Consider the following 15,745-nt stretch of genomic DNA (forward strand, 5'->3'; position numbering starts at 1 on the left):
TCACCGACTTGTCGCCGCCCGGTTCAACGGGTCGCGAGTTTCAGCTCGGCACTGGGTTTCCAATTGTCGCCTTCGGCCCTGGTGCGCACCGCGCCGAGGAAAAGGCGCTCGCTCGGCACTTTCTGCTCGAGCAGGTAGTCGCGCACCGCGACGCCGCGAGCCACCGCCAGCTGGCGCATCGACTCCTCGTCGACGGCGATGCTGGCCGCCAGCAGGTTCTCCATGTCCTGCTGCGGCAGGTCCTTGGCGAGTCCCACCATGTTGCGAGGCTTGGTGACGTCCGAACGCTTGTAGGCCGCAGCCAGGAGGTCGGGGTATTCGGAATCGCTGAGCGTGTCGACGTCCGCCGCGTTCTGGCCCGCCCGCACCGCTGCGCGCCGCTTCTCGGCCTGCGCGAGCTGCCGCACGCGCTGGCGCTGGTAGCCGTCGCGCTCCTGCTCGAGGCTGGCGGTTCCGACGACGGTCATCTGCAGCCCCGGCCGGTCGATGATGGCCTTCGCAACCTTGTCGAGGCTCTGCTTGGCTTCCGCGGAGAGTTCGGCGCTGCCTGGCGCGAAAACGATGGCGCTGGACTCGCCGCCCCCGCCGCCGCCCGTCAGCAGCGCGAACGGTGCGGTCGCGGCCTTCGCGATCAGGTTCACGATGGCCTTGAGAATCAGTGGCCCGATGCTGAACTCGGGATCGTTGATCGACCCCCGAAGCGGCAGGTCCACGTCGATCACACCATTGCGATCCGCCAGCAGCGCCACCGCGAGCCGAACCGGAAGGCTCGCAGGCGCGCCCTCCACCTGCTCGCCGAACTGGAGCTGGTTCAGGATCAGGCGGTTGGACGCGGTGAGCGAACCGTCCGGCGCGATCTTGTAGTTGACGTCCATGCTGAGCTTGCCGCGTTCGATCCCGTGGCCGGCGAACCGGACCGAATACGGCGACAGCGGCGGCAGGTCGAGCTCGCGCATCTTCGCCGTGATGTCGAGTTCGAGCGGCTTGACCAGCGGATTGAGTCGCCCGGTGATTTCGAGCGACGCGGTCTGCTGGGCCTTGCCGCGCAATTCCAGGTCCGCCAGCGCCGGCTTGTCGCCCACCGGCTTGGAAGAGAACGCGCTCAGCCGGCCCGTCAGTTCGGTCAGGTCCGCCGAGTAATTCGGCTTGATGAAGGTGTCGGAGAAATCGATTCGACCGTTGACCAGCGCCATCGGGCCGAAGTTGATGACCGGCGCCATCGGGTTCGGCGGCGCAGCGGGCGCAGGCGCGGCCGCCGCGGCTGCCGGCGCCTGCGAAGCGCCACCCACCATCAGTTCCGCAGGTGCCGCTTCCGCCTGGCCGCGCGAGCGGGCCGCGCGGCGGGTGTTCGTCGTCGTGGTGGTTCCTCCCAGGCTTCGCTTGGTCGTGACCTCGGGCGCCGGCGCCGAGGCATCCGGGGTTCCCGGTTGCCCAGGCTGCTTGACCAGGTACAGCAGATTCAGCTTGCCGGTCGGGTCGATGATGATCCGGGCGAAGAAATCGGTGAGCGTCGTTTCGCGGACGTCGAGGTTCAGCGGCGCGCCGGGCACCATGTTCACCTGCACCCCGCGCAACCCCAGCGTCTTCCAGCTCAGCAGTTGCCTGTTGCCCGAACTCGCCTGCCCCTGCGCCTGCGTGAGGATCACGCTATTGGCGCGGAAGTCGTCGACGGCGGTGTCGCCGGCAAGCCGCACGCTCATGCCGGCCGGGGTCGACGCATATTTGACGGTCCCCCGGTAGCTCGCGAAGGCGCGCCGGATGTCGATGTTGAGCGCGTCGGCGTAGTAGGCCTTGAAGGCGTGCGCCGGCAGCGACGCAAGGGTCAACTTGCCCTCGGCGGCGATCGGTTTGAGCGCCAGGTTGCCGTCGTATTCGAAGCGGCCCGGCTCGGCGCGCCCTGCCGCGATGCGGCCCGAGACCTTGAGCGGCGAGACGGTGGCGGTGTTCGGCGCGATCTTCTGCGCGTTGACCTTCAGCGAGCTGATCTCGAACGCGACCGGCGTGTCGCTGGCGTTGTCGGCATAGGAGAGCGCGCCGTCGTCGACCGCGACCGAGGCGATGGAAAGCTCCCACGGCTTCGTGTTCGCCGCCGGCGATGGCGCCTCGGATGCCTCGCGGTCTTTCGGCGCGGCGACCTTGGCCTCCTTCGCACCGGCCTCGCCGCCGTTGCCCCCGGCGGGCACCTTGAGCCAGCGATCGAACATCCAGCGCTTCTCCTTGTCGCGCTCCACGCGCACCTTTGGGTTCGCGGCCGCGAAGGAGCCGATGGCCAGCGTGTGCCTGGTCATATCGACTTCGGCGTTCTGCAACTCGAACCGGCCGACGCTGGCGAGCGCCGTCTTCTCTTGCGTGAGCGCGAGATCCTCGGCGATCACGCGGCTCGCCTTGAACTTCAGGTCGGGCTTGGCCCACGCCACCTCGACCTGGCCGCTGAGCTTGCCGTCCAGGGTGGGCTCGAGGCTCTGCGCGAGGTACGGCGCCGCCAGTGACAGCGGCAGTGCGCCGACTTCCGTCTGCACCTTCGCTTCCTTGTCCGTCGCGTGGCCTTCGAACTTGATGGTCGCGCCGGCAACGGACGTCGACCCGTTGAAGGTCGCCGGTTTTTCCATCGGCCAGGCCACCGCATTCACCTCGACGGCCAGATCCTTGGCGTCGATTTCCGCGGCCGGCTTCGTGGTCTGGTCGCGCCATCCGACATGGCCGCCGGTGAGCGCGACCTTGTCCACCTGGAGGTGCCACCCCGGCGGCTCGGCTGGCCTGGGCGCGCCGTCGCCGTGGGCTTCAGGCGCCGGAACGGTCGCCACCTTTTCCTTGGCGCCGGTCGCTGGATCGGTCGCCAGCAGATTCAACTTGCCGGCCTCGTCGCGCGCCACGACCAATTGCGGCGCGGCCAGCGCCACCTCGCTCAAGTGCACGATCCGCTCCAGCGGCCGCACGTCTGTCAAGGCCACCTTGAGCGACTCGAACCCGAGCAGGTCCTTGCCCCTGCCATCCGCCACCTTGATGCCGTTCGCCGCGACAGTGCCGGTGATTTTCAGCGTCGGCGCAGCGGCCTGCGCGAAATCGATCCGGAGGTCGGCATCGAGCTTGCCCGCCCGCAGCGACACGGGAAGCCCGCCGGGGACATAGCCCAGGTAAGGCACGAGATCGAGCCCCTCGAACTTGATCTGGGCGTCGGTCTTGTGGCTCTCGGCGAAAGGCGTCGACGACGCGGCCGAGTCGAACTTGCTGCCGTTGAGCACGAACGCCAGCTTCGGCTCGGTCGTGATGTCCCGCTTGGAGGCCAGATTGCTCAGGAACGGCACCGCCAGCGTCAGGTCGCGCAACTCATGCCGGCGCTGGACCGTCTGGTCGTCGAAAGTGAACGAGCCGTTCGAAATGCCGATGTTGTAGATCGCGAAGCGCGGCGGCTCGCTCTTGGGCGCATCCGGCGCGGGCGCGAGCTTGGCCAGGATGTCGTCGATGTCGTACTTGCCGTCGCTCAAATGCGTGAGCAGGATGGCCGGCGAATCGATCGACACCGCGTCCACCACCGGCGCAAGGCGCAGGATCGATTGCAGCTCCGCATCGACATAGATGCGATTGACCGCCACCTGCGCCTGCTTGCCATCGGCGGTGGCGATACGCAGGTCGCGCACCGTGAGCTCGAGCGTCCAGGGCTTGAAGTCGATCTTGCCGACGGTGACCTCGCGGCCCAGCTTTTCGCTCGCGATGCGCTGGATCTGCCCCTTGGCGATGGGCGGCACCGCGATCCATGCGAGCGCCCACACGGCCAGGAGGACCAGCAGCGCGACCACCCCGCGCCGAACCCATTTGTTCTGTTTCAACTCACCTGCTTTCATCGCCCGGGAGTGTGCCCCAAACGACTCCGCCTTCCCAGAAACGAGAAAGCCCGGTGGCGGGACCGAAGTCATGCCACCGGGCTCGATGGCGGACGCAACGCCCATGCCATCTTTTCGCGCGACCGGAAGTTGATCTGTTCCGGTCAGGCTGGCAGCAAGAGATTGCCACCGTCGGGCCGCAGTCGCTGAACCGCCGGATTGCTCCTTGGGTTACCGGACCTTGGTGAAGCGCCTACAAAGTCGAGGCATCTATAGCCTAGGCCTGTAGCGGAAAGATTTCCAAATGAGCTTTTCAATCGGTTCGGCGCGGCCGATTCGCGCACTAATCCTCACATTTTTTACAACCAAAATTAGAATAACGACTCCATGTCTTATTCTTGACCGGGTATTTAGCCGCTCCTAGAATGCCGCCAACCCGGATCGCCAAATCGTCCGGACTCATCCCCCAATCCGCTGCCGATATGCAATCGGCTTGATCAGGCGGCCGCGCTCCCCCCCTCCTTCGCGCGGACCTGATCCGTACCAATCCAGGCGCTGCTGCGTTCTCGTTCGCCCTCGTGGCGTTAGCGAACAAGGTTCCGCATAGAAAGGAAACGCGATGAAGCAGGCGCTTGATGCCACAGCCCGAGGGCTACGGACGTTCATGTCCGACGTGGTCGACGGCTTCTTTGAAATCACGCACAACGGCTTCGCCCTTGTCGGGCTGGCGATCGTCTTCGCGGCGCTCGCACTGGCTGCCAGGCCGGACCTGCGCCAATCGGGCGAAGAGCAACTGATGGGCTGGCTCCAGTCCCGCAAGCCGCAGCCGGTGGCCGCCGCCGCCGAGTTCGAACTCGAGCCGACCGCCATCGAGCGCACCACCGCGGCCAGCCCCCACGAGCTGCCGAAGCAGCAGGCTGCCGTCGCCTACTGGCTGAGCAAGAAATACCGCGTCGCCGCCGAACCGCTGGCGGTCCTGGTTTCGGAAGCCTTCGACCTCGGCAAGCGCACCAAGCTCGACCCGACGCTGATCCTGGCGATCATGGCGGTGGAGTCCAGCTTCAACCCATTCGCCCAGAGCCAAGTCGGCGCCCAGGGCCTCATGCAGGTCATGACGCGCGTCCACGGCGAAAAGTACGAGAGCGCCGGCGGCACCCTGACCGCTTTCGACCCAGTCACCAACATGCGGGTCGGCGTCAAGGTTCTGCAGGAGTGCATCGCACGTGCCGGTTCGCTCGAAGGCGGGCTGCGTTTCTACGTCGGTGCGGCCAATCTGACGGACGACGGCGGCTACGCCTCCAAGGTCCTCGCCGAGCACGAGCGCCTGCGCCAGGTCGTCGCCGGACGCCCCCCGGCGGTCAATACGCCATCAGCCGCACCGCGCCAGAATCCGGTGCCGGTCGTGAACCCCGCGCCCGCCAAGCAGCAGGAAGCCGCTTCGGAACGCGTCGCGATGGTCGGGGATTAACACCTTTTTCGAACCGTCGGCTCCCGCGGTCAGCTACACTCGGCGAGCACGCGACTGGCGATAGGCGCTGCATCTTTTCAGGTGCGCTGCGCTGACGTGGACTACCACTGGGAAGCGTGCCGCCTGCTGTCTTGAGCAGGCGTTCAGCCGTTCGCCTGGGCAGCCCTTGTTTGGTTGAAGAACAAGGCCCATCGTCTTGAAGGACTGCCATGTACCACCGCGACAACCTGGTCGAACAGACCGATCCTGAAATCTGGGCCGCCATCCAGGCCGAGAACGCCCGCCAGGAACACCACATCGAGCTCATCGCGAGCGAGAATTACGCTTCGCCGGCCGTCATGGCCGCGCAGGGCTCGCAACTCACCAACAAGTACGCCGAGGGCTACCCCGGCAAGCGCTACTACGGCGGCTGCGAAAACGTCGACATCGCCGAACAGCTGGCCATCGACCGCGTCAAGCAGCTCTTCGGCGCCGATGCCGCGAACGTGCAGCCGCATTGCGGCGCGTCGGCCAACGAGGCCGTGATGCTCGCCTTTCTCAAGCCCGGCGACACCATCATGGGCATGAGCCTCGCCGAAGGCGGCCACCTGACCCACGGCATGCCGCTGAACATGAGCGGCAAGTGGTTCAACGTCGTGAGCTACGGCCTCGACGCCAAGGAAGAGATCGACTACGACGCGATGGAGCGCAAGGCGCACGAGCACATGCCCAAGCTCATCATCGCAGGCGCCTCGGCCTATTCGCTGCGCATCGATTTCGAGCGCTTCGCCAAGGTCGCGAAGGACGTCGGCGCGATCTTCATGGTGGACATCGCGCACTACGCGGGCCTCGTGGCCGCGGGCGTGTATCCCAACCCGGTTCCCCACGCGGACGTGGTCACCTCCACCACGCACAAGAGCCTGCGCGGCCCGCGCGGCGGCATCATCCTCATGAAGTCGCAGCACGAGAAGGCGATCAACAGCGCGATCTTCCCGGGCCTGCAGGGTGGTCCGCTGATGCACGTGATCGCCGCCAAGGCCGTGGCGTTCAAGGAAGCGCTGTCGCCCGAGTTCAAGGCCTACCAGCAACAGGTGGTCAAGAACGCGCAGGTCGTCGCCGAGACCCTCACCCAGCGCGGCCTGCGCATCGTGAGCGGCCGCACCGAGAGCCACGTGATGCTGGTCGACCTGCGCGCCAAGGGCATCACCGGGAAGGAAGCCGAAGCCGTGCTGGGCGACGCCCACATGACGATCAACAAGAATGCCATCCCGAACGATCCGGAAAAGCCGATGGTGACCAGCGGCGTGCGCATCGGCACCCCCGCGATGACGACGCGCGGCTTCAAGGAAGAAGAAGCCCGTCTCACCGCCAACCTGATCGCCGACGTGCTCGACAACCCGCGCAACGCAGCCAACATCGAGGCCATTCGCGCCAAGGTGAACGCGCTGACCAGCCGTTTCCCGGTCTACCTTTGATCACCCCCGAGCGCCTTCGGCGCTCCCCCTCAAGGGGGCGCACCCAGCGGCCCAGCGGAGCCGGTTCCGCAGGCGCCCTGGATTCGGCTGTGCCGGTTTCAAGCAGCGGGTCGGCATGAAGTGCCCCTTTTGCGGCCACCTCGAAACGCAGGTCGTCGAGACCCGCGTTTCGGAGGACGGCGACTTCGTCCGGCGCCGGCGGCAGTGCGGCGCCTGCGACAAGCGCTTCACCACCTATGAACGGCCCGACGTCAACTTCCCGGTCGTGGTCAAGAAGGACGGCAGCCGCGCCGATTTCACGCCCGCCAAGGTTCGCGCGTCGATGATGCTGGCGCTGCGCAAGCGGCCGGTCAGCATCGAACAGATCGACACCGCGCTGCTGCGCATCGAACAGAAGCTCCTTTCGAGCGGCCTGCGCGAGATCGAGTCCACCAAGGTGGGCGAACTCGTGATGCGGGAACTCAAGAAGCTCGACAAGGTGGCCTACGTGCGCTTTGCTTCGGTCTACCGCAGCTTCGAGGACGTGGACGAGTTCAGGCAATTGTTGCGCGATATCTGAGGCGCGACTGTGCGATCAGGTGCCGCAAGCACCGGCGCAATCGCCTTTCTTGTCAGGATCGCAGACCCTGGGCCGACCGGAAGCAGAAATCACAACGGAACTTCGCCTGCCGGTCTCCGCCACGAACGTCAGGCAGCCCGCACCAAAGGCGCCGCTTTTGGTCTTGGAGAAGCCACTCGCGTCGTAGCTGACGAACTTGTTGAAGCCGTCGCCGTTGCGGGGATCCACTGCGATGCCCGGTCGCAGCGCTTCGAACGCGCGCAACAGGACCCGATTGCCATCGAAATCCGTGGTCGCCACCTCCCAGCCGTTGGACCAATCCTGGTTCCTCGGAAGCAAGGTCACCAACTGCGAATGCCTGATCGCTTCGGCGCGCGTCAGGCCCAAAGAGGCGACGAAGTCACTGGTGGTCGCCGCCAGCCTCTGGTTGACCAGCAGATCACGAAAACCGGGCACCGCCACCGCCCCCAGGATCGCGGCGAGTGCAACCACCACCATCATTTCGATGAGCGTGAAGCCACGCCCCTTGCGGGACGACAGACGTGCGCTGCTCATTGCCAGCACCTGCTGGCGTCCGAACCGCTGCAGCCCTTGAGGCCTGAACTTTCGATCCAGATGCTTCCGGCTGCGGAATCGGAGAGTCCGGACCTCAGGATGGCGGTCAAGCGGATGCATTGCGCAGGGTCGTTGCGTCCTTCGCATGCAGCCACGGCGATGTCGTACTTGCTGCTTGGCGCATTGACGCCCGCGGTCGCCGCGAACGCCTTGTCGGTCTTGTACTTCGCACGCTGGGTGTAGAAGCGCTCCTGCTGCTGCATCTCGCGGATGAGCGCAGCACGCGCTTCCGCGCGCCAGCCCTTTCGAACCGACTCCGTGTAGGCCGAATAGGCGATGGACGCAAGGATGGCAACCACCGCCAACGCGATCATGAGTTCGAGCAGCGTGAAACCACGGGCGAGTCCCTGCCGCGCGGCCGAACGGGTCCCGCTCTTCATGGCCTGGCCCCCTTGAAGTTGACGACTTGACGCCAGTTGAGCCGCCCGCCCACCAGCGACACCGTTCCGCGATCCAGAGGGCTCTCGATCGAGGTGCCGGACCCCGCACCCGCTCCGGCCCCGAAGTTGATGACGGACAGCTTCTTCCTGTAGATCCGGCGACCGAACGCGTCCGTCGACACGAAGGCAGCGTCCCCCTCCTCGATCACGAGCGGTGAACCGAGCGGTCCGACCGTCGAAGGGATGCAGGTACTGTCCGACGACAAGCCGGTCATTGCATTCACGGCGCAGCTGTGGCCTCCGCCGCCATCCGCACTGCTGGCGTCGGCATCAGGGATGAGCGTGTTGAACAGCAGGTAGCCATCGCGGAGCACCATTTGCGAGACCAGTCGCTCGCCTCGAGTCGTTGCATCGGGCAAATCGAAGAACCAGCCACGGCGCCGCGATGACTTGCCGTCGTGGCTTCCATAGGCGAACGTGTCGCCGGAGACGGTGAACTTCCCGCTCTCATCGGGTGTCATGCGCCGCGGCTCCAGTTGCCTCCGCGCCTGGGAATCGGGAATGATCGTGTCGTCGTCATGCACGCCATAGAGCGTTTGCGCGCGACGAGTGCTCAGGTCGCCGACTTCGACAAGCTTGCCGGTGCCGAACAGGACGATCGCGCCGCCCTGGGGACCTACACCGACAAGCGGCGCAGTCGTGATGGGTTGACGGCTGCCTTGCGAGTCCTGCGCGACCATCAACGGTGTTCGGTTGAAAGCCAAGGCGCCCTGTCGCCCTGGCGGACCTTTCGCGAAGTCGAATCGCCACAGGTTGCCTTGCGTGTCTCCGGCGTACAGCCGGCGCGTTGCGTTGTCGGCAATGCTGTAGTCAGTCACGGGCCCCAGCGCATTCACGATCGACTTGTCGAGCGGCTCGGGCAGCACGATCTTGTAGTAGTTCCTGTCAAGTTGCCATGGCTCGTGGACGGCCTTGTCCAGGGAGAGCAAAAACAATGCGGCTGCCTTACCCGCGTTGCCATTGTTGAAGCCGGAGGCAACCACCGCGAAGGTGGCCGGCTGGCCTTTCGCGGCCGCCGCGGCATGGAACTTCATGATGCGCGGAGCCTGCATGACATGGCCCATGTCGGAGTCGTCGTCGCCGTTGAATTCCCAGATCACGTCGTTCGCGGAGAACTCTCTCGGTTCAGTCACGTTCAGGGCGAACACGCCGCGCGCCCCCGCGCCCATGCCCGAAACCAGCACGGTCTTGGTCGAGCCATTCGCCAACTGCACCTCACCCGCGACGGGGCTGCCGTCCACAAAGGATTGGTGTACGTAGTTCGGGGACGTGTACGCGCCGAGCTTGGCGTGCAGGGATCGGGGCACGTAGGCGAACAGCTCGGTGCCGCTATCGGCGCCGAACGCGTGCAGCATGCCGTCGTTGGCGTCGACGTACACCGCCTGTGCATCGTTCTCCCGGCTGTCCGCGGGACCGACCAGCAAGGGTGTCGAGTTGACGATGTCCCCCATGACCGAACTGCGCGTCCTGAAGACGCCCCCGGCGTGGCGCGTTTCCTTCGTGCGATCGCCACGCAAGTAGGCGATGCGGTCGGCCCCCAGATCGTCCACCCTGCCCGTCGGCTGGTAGGGCCCGGCATTCAGGTAGCCTGCCAGGGCCGCGTCGTCCTTCACGTCGTCCCAGGTGAATGGAACGCCTCGGCCGGAATCGAGCATCGTGAAGATCCTTCGCGTACTCGGAAGCCGTGCGGCGATCGGGGGGCTTGCAAGGGGATTTCCGGTCAGCAACTCGCCCGCATTCCAGATCGGCGTCGTTTCGCGGCTCACCGCACCGTCCTGGTACTTCAGCCCGTAGGCCAGCAAGGAACCAGACCAGCTGGTGCTATCGAGTTGGGGGATGAAAACTGTCGCGCTGTTGGCTGCGACACGGGGGCTCGAGACCGGCGAGGTCGTGGAAAACAGCGGCTCGCTCGCCAGCACGGCATCCGGCGTGACATCGACCGTTGGCGCAGCCCCCGCGGGTTCGGATGCGCCCGCAAGCAGCAGCACGACCGCAGCGAAGGCGACCTTCAATTCGTTCGTCCTTGTCAATTCAACTCCTCTTCACGGACAACCGGCGCTGGGCACCGGCTTGTAGAGCGTGGTCTGCAGAACCACCCGCGTTTCCTTCCTGACGCCAAAACCGATGGCGGTCACGCGAAAGATGTGGGTCACGTCTCCGGCACTCGCACTCGGAAGCCGGTTGGCTTCCCAGCCGCCGCGGTTGCGCACCGCCTCGATGACGTAACGCGGGGGCGCAGCGCTGCCGCCGCTAACGGCCGCATAGTTCTGCCCGGTGAAGGTTCCGTACGCCACCGACGTCTCGCTTTCGGGTGAGAGGTCCGCCTTCATCCAGGTGGGCATCGCGCCAGGATCGGCCGCGGCGCAAAGACCATGGTTGCGGGCTCCCTCGCGTCCGCAGCCCGGAGCGAATGGCGAGATGTCCCGTTCGTCGAAGAGGCAGTGACGCGCCCTGCCGTCGCGGTTCGGCCCGAAAACGTCCAGTTCGGCCTCGATCAGCGCCGCCTCCGCCGCCTGGAAGGCCACTTCGTGGTCCCGATCACTGCGCGCACCGAATTCGTTGACGATGGAAAGCTGTGCCGCGCCGACGCCGAGGACCGTGACCACCACCAGGAGCAGCAGAACAACGATCAGCGAAAAGCCGGCCTCCCGATGCACCGCAACAGGTCCTGGGGAATACGCGCTCATCCGGGGTCCTTGACGACGTTGCGCAACATCACGGTGAACGTCGCGGCCGAGCGATAGCGCCCGTCATCGGGCGGCGCGAAGGAGATATCCTCGAATCCGGGCCCCAGCGGAAACAGGCGATAGTCCTCGCCCGTCACCTGCTTCAGGTCGCCGTTCGGACGCTGACTCCTGACCACCATGCCCACACGGACCGCCACGACCTTGCGCCACTCGGCATGGGTTCTGCCGCTATCCGCTCCCTTGGCCGCGATCGCGCTGGCGTCGAGCCAGGTCTCCGCCACGCCATCGCCGTTGCCGTCGTAGCCATAGACGACCTTGAACTTCTCGACACCCCGAACCAGAGGCTGCCCCACGGACTTCGCATCGGTCTTGCAGTAGAGGCTCGGCTCGCCGTCGCGCGCGACCTTCACATGGAAGATGTTCAACACCCGATCACCGGCTGTCGGCGCATCGACAGGTCCGGCCCTCTTGGTGCCCATGCAATCGATCATCGATCCGTCGGCACTGCGGCTGCCGACTTCGCTGCGCCCGAAGAAGCGCACCATAAGCGAATCGTTCCCACCTGTCCGGTCGGAATCATTCTGACCAAAGCCGCTGCCGCTCACCGTGGTGTTGCTCGCGCCCGCAACGTTCAGGTCCATCGGGTCCGACGAATCGGCCAGCAGATTGGCATTGCTTGCGACGACCGGCACGCCATCGGTGAGTGGATCGGGCGCATAGTCCGCGTAGCCCGCCTGACGGACCAGTCCCTGCACCACGTAGCGTGCGAAGCGCAGCGAATCCTGGACGGCCTGCACGTCGGAATCGGTGTCGAAAAGCCTCTTGCCGGCGAGAAACGCCGTCGAGGCGGCCAGCACGACGACCAGCCCCAAGGCCATCGCCACCATCAGCTCGATCAAGGTCACGCCGCGCTGTGAAGACAAACGCGTCATCTCATGGACCTTCCGAACCGCTGCCGCCATATCCCGGAGCCAATTGCATGACGACCCGCGGCGATGCATCGGGACTCATTTCCTCCGGACTGCCGATGTGCGGCGTCCAGCCCAGTTTGACCACGAGGGTGCGACCCGTATCGGTGCAGACCCAGTCAATGCCATCACCGTCGTCGAAGCACACGGCGATGCGAGCTTCGGGCAGCGTGCTTCTCACCCGCCCTACCCATTGGCGAATATCCCAAGCCGCCAGTGTCTTCGCATCGCAACTGGCGCCAAGGCCGACGCACGAAACACCAGTCAGCTCACCGGGGAGCGCGTCCCGGCGCTTCAGCTCGCCAAGCAGATAGGGATTGACGGCCCGTTCATGCCTTGTCGAAACGTTCTTGTTGATGCGAACCGCTTCCGACAGCTCGCGAACGAGATTGACTGCTGAAGTGAAGGCTCCGGACTCGCCCATGCTTTTCACCGAGGTCATCAGCATGCCCACCACCCCCAGCAACCCCAAGCTGAGAACGACGATCGAGACGAGTACTTCGAGAAGCGAAAAGCCGGCGGCCCGGCGTCTGGATGGCGCCATGTTCTTGTGTCTCCCTGATCAACGGCCGACGGAGGTCTCCCAACGGACCGGGGCGAAGTCTATGAAGGCGCCCCTGAATCGATGCACCGTTCGGCCTTCAATCCCTACCGCTCGTATCATTCGAGAAATTGCCCTGCAATTTCCGCCGCTTTCCGGCGCCGCGCGACTGCCGCGGAGAAGCGTCGCGATCTCTTCCATGTCCATGTCCTCACTTTCCTCAGACGCGCACCTGATGGCCTGCGCGCATCAGCTCGCCATCCAGAGCCGTTTTCTCACCGACCCCAATCCACGCGTCGGCTGTGTTCTGGTGGATGCATCGGGCGCGGTGCTTGGGCAGGGTCGCACGCAACCCGTCGGGGGCCCGCATGCCGAAGTCATGGCGCTGCGCGATGCGGCGGCGCAGGGCCACTCGGTCGCGGGCGCTACCGCCTACGTGACGCTGGAGCCCTGCTCGCACCACGGACGGACCGGGCCTTGCTGCGACGCCTTGATTGCCGCAGGCATCCGCCGGGTGGTCGCATCGATCGCCGACCCCAATCCGTTGGTCGCTGGTCAAGGCTTCGAGCGCCTCCGCGCCGCGGGCGTCGAAGTCGAAATCGGACCGCTTGCCGAAGAAGCCCGCGAACTCAACATCGGCTTCTTCAGCCGGATGGTCCGAAAGACCCCGTGGGTCCGGCTCAAGGCGGCGGCCTCGCTCGACGGGAAGACGGCGCTCGAGAACGGCACGAGCCAATGGATCACCTCCGAAGCGGCACGCACCGACGGTCACGCCTGGCGCGCACGCGCCGGCGCGATCCTGACCGGCGTCGGCACCGTCATCGAGGACGATCCCCGACTCGATGTCCGGCTGGTCGAGACGACGCGGCAGCCACCCCTGGTGATCGTCGACAGCCACCTGCAGACGCCGCCGACTGCCCGGCTTTTCGAGATCGAGCGCATGGTCTGGATCTACGCCGCGACGCGCGACGAGTCGAAAGCGGCGGCGCTGGAGGCTCGCGGCGCCACGGTCTCGTGCATGGCCAACTCGCAAGGCAAGGTCGACCTCGCGGCGATGCTGCGCGACCTGGCGGCGCGCGAAGTCAACGAACTGCATGTCGAGGCCGGCCACAAGCTCAATGGCTCGCTGATGCGCGAAGGGCTGGTCGACGAACTGCTGCTGTACGTCGCTCCGAAGTTCATCGGCGACGGCCTCGGCATTGCCAGCCAGCCACATGCCGGCGGCGCGCTGACCTCGCTGGGAGACGCGCTTGCGCTCGAATTCCGGACCTTCGACGCGGTCGGTCCGGACCTGCGGATCGTCGCGCGGGTGGCGGGACGCCACCGGTTTTAGGGTTCCCCCCGATTCCCGGCCGCATCTCTGCGAAAATGGCAGGATGTTCACCGGAATCATCACCGGCGTGGGGCGCATCGCCGCCGTCCACGACCTCGGCAGCTCTTCATCCCACGGCAAGCGGCTCAGCATCGCGGCGCCCGACGGCTATCTCGACGACGTAGGGCTCGGCGACAGCATCGCGCTCAATGGCGCTTGCATGACGGTCACCTCGCTCGACCTGCCCGGCAAGCAATTCACCATCGACATTTCCGCGGAGTCGCTCGACAAGACCGCCGGCCTCTCGGAAGAAGCCGCCCAGATCAATCTCGAAAAGGCACTGCGCGCGCATGATCGCCTGGGCGGACACATCGTGTCGGGGCATGTGGACGGCATCGGCATCGTCACCCGCTTCGCACCGGTCGGCGAGAGCTGGGAACTGCGCGTGCTCGCCCCGCCCGCCCTCGCCCGCTTCCTCGCCTACAAGGGCTCGATCACGGTCAACGGCGTGAGCCTCACCGTCAACAGCGTGACCGACCAGGCGGACGGCAGCGAGATCAGCATCAACCTCATTCCCCACACCGTCGAGAACACCGCGCTCGGCAGCCTCAAGAACGGCAGCCGCGTGAACCTCGAGATCGACACCGTGGCGCGCTACGTGGAGCGCATGCTCCAGGCCGGCGCCATTCCAACCCCACAGAAAGACAAAGCCCCATGAACGCAGCCGTCACGCCGATCAGCGCGCCTCGCAGCAACCACGCGCCGGCGCCCATTTCATCGGTCGAGGAAATCGTCGCCGAGCTGCGCGCCGGCCGCATGGTGATCCTGGTCGACGAAGAAGACCGCGAGAACGAAGGCGACATCGTGCTCGCCGCGGACCACGTCACGCCCGAGGCCATCAACTTCATGGCGCGCCACGCCCGTGGCCTGATCTGCCTCACGCTCTCGCGCGAGATGTGCGAGCGCCTGAATCTGCCGCCGATGGTCGCGCGCAACGGCGCCAAGCATTCGACGGCGTTCACGGTGTCGATCGAGGCCGCCGAAGGCGTCACGACCGGCATCTCGGCCGCCGATCGCTCCCGCACGGTGCAGGCCGCGGTCGCTCCCAATGCCGTGGCGTCCGACCTGGTCCAGCCGGGTCACATCTTCCCGTTGCAGGCGGTGGACGGCGGCGTGCTGATGCGCGCCGGCCATACCGAGGCCGGCTGCGATTTCGCGGCGATGGCGGGGTGCTCGCCCTCCGCGGTGATCTGCGAGGTGATGAACGAAGACGGCACCATGGCGCGGCTGCCCGACCTGCAGCTCTTCGCAGCCGAGCACGGCCTCAAGATCGGCACCATCGCGGCCCTGATCGAGCATCGCAGCCGCACCGAATCGCTGGTCGAGAAAGTCGGCTGCCGCGAGATCCAGACCGCCTGGGGCCCCTTCACCGCGCACGCCTTCAAGGACAAGCCGAGCAATGGCGTGCACCTGGCGCTGGTGCGCGGCCAATGGACTGCCGGCGACACGGTCGACGTGCGCGTGCACGAGCCGCTCTCGGTGCTCGACGCACTCGAACGCGATCGCGCCATGCACTCGTGGAGCCTGGATGCGAGCCTCGCCCATCTCGCCGCGCAAGGCAAAGGCGTCGCCGTGCTGCTGAACTGCGGCGAAACCGGCGCAGAGCTGCTGTCGCAGTTCGACGGCACCGCCCGCCCCGCGCAGGCGCCCGAGCGCGGACGCATGGACCTTCGCAGCTACGGCATCGGCGCGCAGATCCTGCGCGAATGCGGCGTGCATCGCATGAACCTCATGGGCACGCCGCGTCGCATGCCCAGCATGGCCGCCGGTTTCGGACTCGAGATCGCCGGCTACATCACGAAAGACGAACAATGAACAAC

Annotated in this window: 13 protein-coding genes and 1 riboswitch; of the genes, 6 read left to right on the top strand and 7 right to left on the bottom strand. The window is 66.0% G+C overall.

Translation table 11 applies throughout. From position 1 onward, the window contains the following. Window positions 1-23 precede the first annotated feature (23 nt). Window positions 24-3,842, bottom strand: coding sequence for a DUF748 domain-containing protein (locus WKW77_RS02725; protein ID WP_422823104.1), 3,819 nt, complete (start codon window positions 3,840-3,842; stop codon window positions 24-26). 598 nt (window positions 3,843-4,440) lie between these two features. Between WKW77_RS02725 and WKW77_RS02730 the strand changes: the two genes are divergently transcribed. The 3 genes from WKW77_RS02730 to nrdR all read left to right on the top strand — a co-directional run bounded on the left by WKW77_RS02730 (window position 4,441) and on the right by nrdR (window position 7,302). After that, window positions 4,441-5,289 carry a transglycosylase SLT domain-containing protein gene (locus tag WKW77_RS02730; RefSeq protein WP_340355272.1) on the top strand — a complete coding sequence of 283 codons (849 nt, stop codon included), beginning with the start codon at window positions 4,441-4,443 and terminating at the stop codon, window positions 5,287-5,289. 40 nt (window positions 5,290-5,329) lie between these two features. Further along, a riboswitch (ZMP/ZTP riboswitch) is annotated at window positions 5,330-5,457 on the top strand. Window positions 5,458-5,498: 41 nt separating this feature from the next. Continuing rightward, window positions 5,499-6,743, top strand: a complete 1,245-nt coding sequence (gene glyA, locus WKW77_RS02735; RefSeq protein WP_340355273.1) for a serine hydroxymethyltransferase — start codon at window positions 5,499-5,501, stop codon at window positions 6,741-6,743. Window positions 6,744-6,858: 115 nt separating this feature from the next. Continuing rightward, window positions 6,859-7,302, top strand: coding sequence for a transcriptional regulator NrdR (gene nrdR, locus WKW77_RS02740; RefSeq protein ID WP_093159501.1), 444 nt, complete (start codon window positions 6,859-6,861; stop codon window positions 7,300-7,302). Window positions 7,303-7,317: 15 nt separating this feature from the next. On the opposite strand, the gene WKW77_RS02745 is transcribed toward nrdR, so the two are convergent. The 6 genes from WKW77_RS02745 to pilV are packed head-to-tail and all read right to left on the bottom strand — an operon-like array spanning window position 7,318 to window position 12,556. Then, window positions 7,318-7,857 carry a GspH/FimT family pseudopilin gene (locus WKW77_RS02745; RefSeq protein WP_340355274.1) on the bottom strand — a complete coding sequence of 180 codons (540 nt, stop codon included), beginning with the start codon at window positions 7,855-7,857 and terminating at the stop codon, window positions 7,318-7,320. Further along, window positions 7,854-8,297: a type IV pilin protein gene (locus WKW77_RS02750; RefSeq protein WP_340355275.1), complete on the bottom strand. Its 444-nt coding sequence runs from the start codon at window positions 8,295-8,297 to the stop codon at window positions 7,854-7,856. Before WKW77_RS02750 ends, WKW77_RS02745 begins: the two co-directional genes overlap by 4 nt. Beyond that, window positions 8,294-10,369 carry a pilus assembly protein gene (locus WKW77_RS02755; RefSeq protein ID WP_340355276.1) on the bottom strand — a complete coding sequence of 692 codons (2,076 nt, stop codon included), beginning with the start codon at window positions 10,367-10,369 and terminating at the stop codon, window positions 8,294-8,296. Before WKW77_RS02755 ends, WKW77_RS02750 begins: the two co-directional genes overlap by 4 nt. A gap of 30 nt (window positions 10,370-10,399) precedes the next feature. Further along, window positions 10,400-11,044, bottom strand: a complete 645-nt coding sequence (locus tag WKW77_RS02760) for a pilus assembly protein (protein WP_340355277.1) — start codon at window positions 11,042-11,044, stop codon at window positions 10,400-10,402. Beyond that, the gene (locus tag WKW77_RS02765; RefSeq protein WP_340355278.1) at window positions 11,041-11,967 is read right to left on the bottom strand and encodes a PilW family protein; all 927 of its coding nucleotides are present in this window, start codon (window positions 11,965-11,967) and stop codon (window positions 11,041-11,043) included. The genes WKW77_RS02760 and WKW77_RS02765 overlap by 4 nt, the downstream gene beginning before the upstream one ends. Before the next feature lie 10 nt (window positions 11,968-11,977). Further along, the gene (pilV, locus tag WKW77_RS02770; protein WP_340355279.1) at window positions 11,978-12,556 is read right to left on the bottom strand and encodes a type IV pilus modification protein PilV; all 579 of its coding nucleotides are present in this window, start codon (window positions 12,554-12,556) and stop codon (window positions 11,978-11,980) included. Between the two features lie 202 nt (window positions 12,557-12,758). On the opposite strand from pilV, the gene ribD reads away from it, so the two are divergent. Genes ribD through ribBA form a run of 3 tightly spaced genes read left to right on the top strand, consistent with a single transcriptional unit; the run spans window position 12,759 to window position 15,740 of the window. Next, complete coding sequence (gene ribD / locus WKW77_RS02775; protein WP_340355592.1) at window positions 12,759-13,886, top strand: bifunctional diaminohydroxyphosphoribosylaminopyrimidine deaminase/5-amino-6-(5-phosphoribosylamino)uracil reductase RibD; 1,128 nt, start codon at window positions 12,759-12,761, stop codon at window positions 13,884-13,886. A gap of 43 nt (window positions 13,887-13,929) precedes the next feature. Next, the gene (locus WKW77_RS02780) at window positions 13,930-14,583 is read left to right on the top strand and encodes a riboflavin synthase (protein WP_340355280.1); all 654 of its coding nucleotides are present in this window, start codon (window positions 13,930-13,932) and stop codon (window positions 14,581-14,583) included. Next, window positions 14,580-15,740: a bifunctional 3,4-dihydroxy-2-butanone-4-phosphate synthase/GTP cyclohydrolase II gene (gene ribBA, locus WKW77_RS02785; protein WP_340355281.1), complete on the top strand. Its 1,161-nt coding sequence runs from the start codon at window positions 14,580-14,582 to the stop codon at window positions 15,738-15,740. The genes WKW77_RS02780 and ribBA overlap by 4 nt, the downstream gene beginning before the upstream one ends. Window positions 15,741-15,745 lie beyond the last annotated feature (5 nt).

This window comes from Variovorax ureilyticus (assembly GCF_037889935.1).
Classification (GTDB): Bacteria; Pseudomonadota; Gammaproteobacteria; order Burkholderiales; family Burkholderiaceae_C; genus Variovorax; species Variovorax ureilyticus.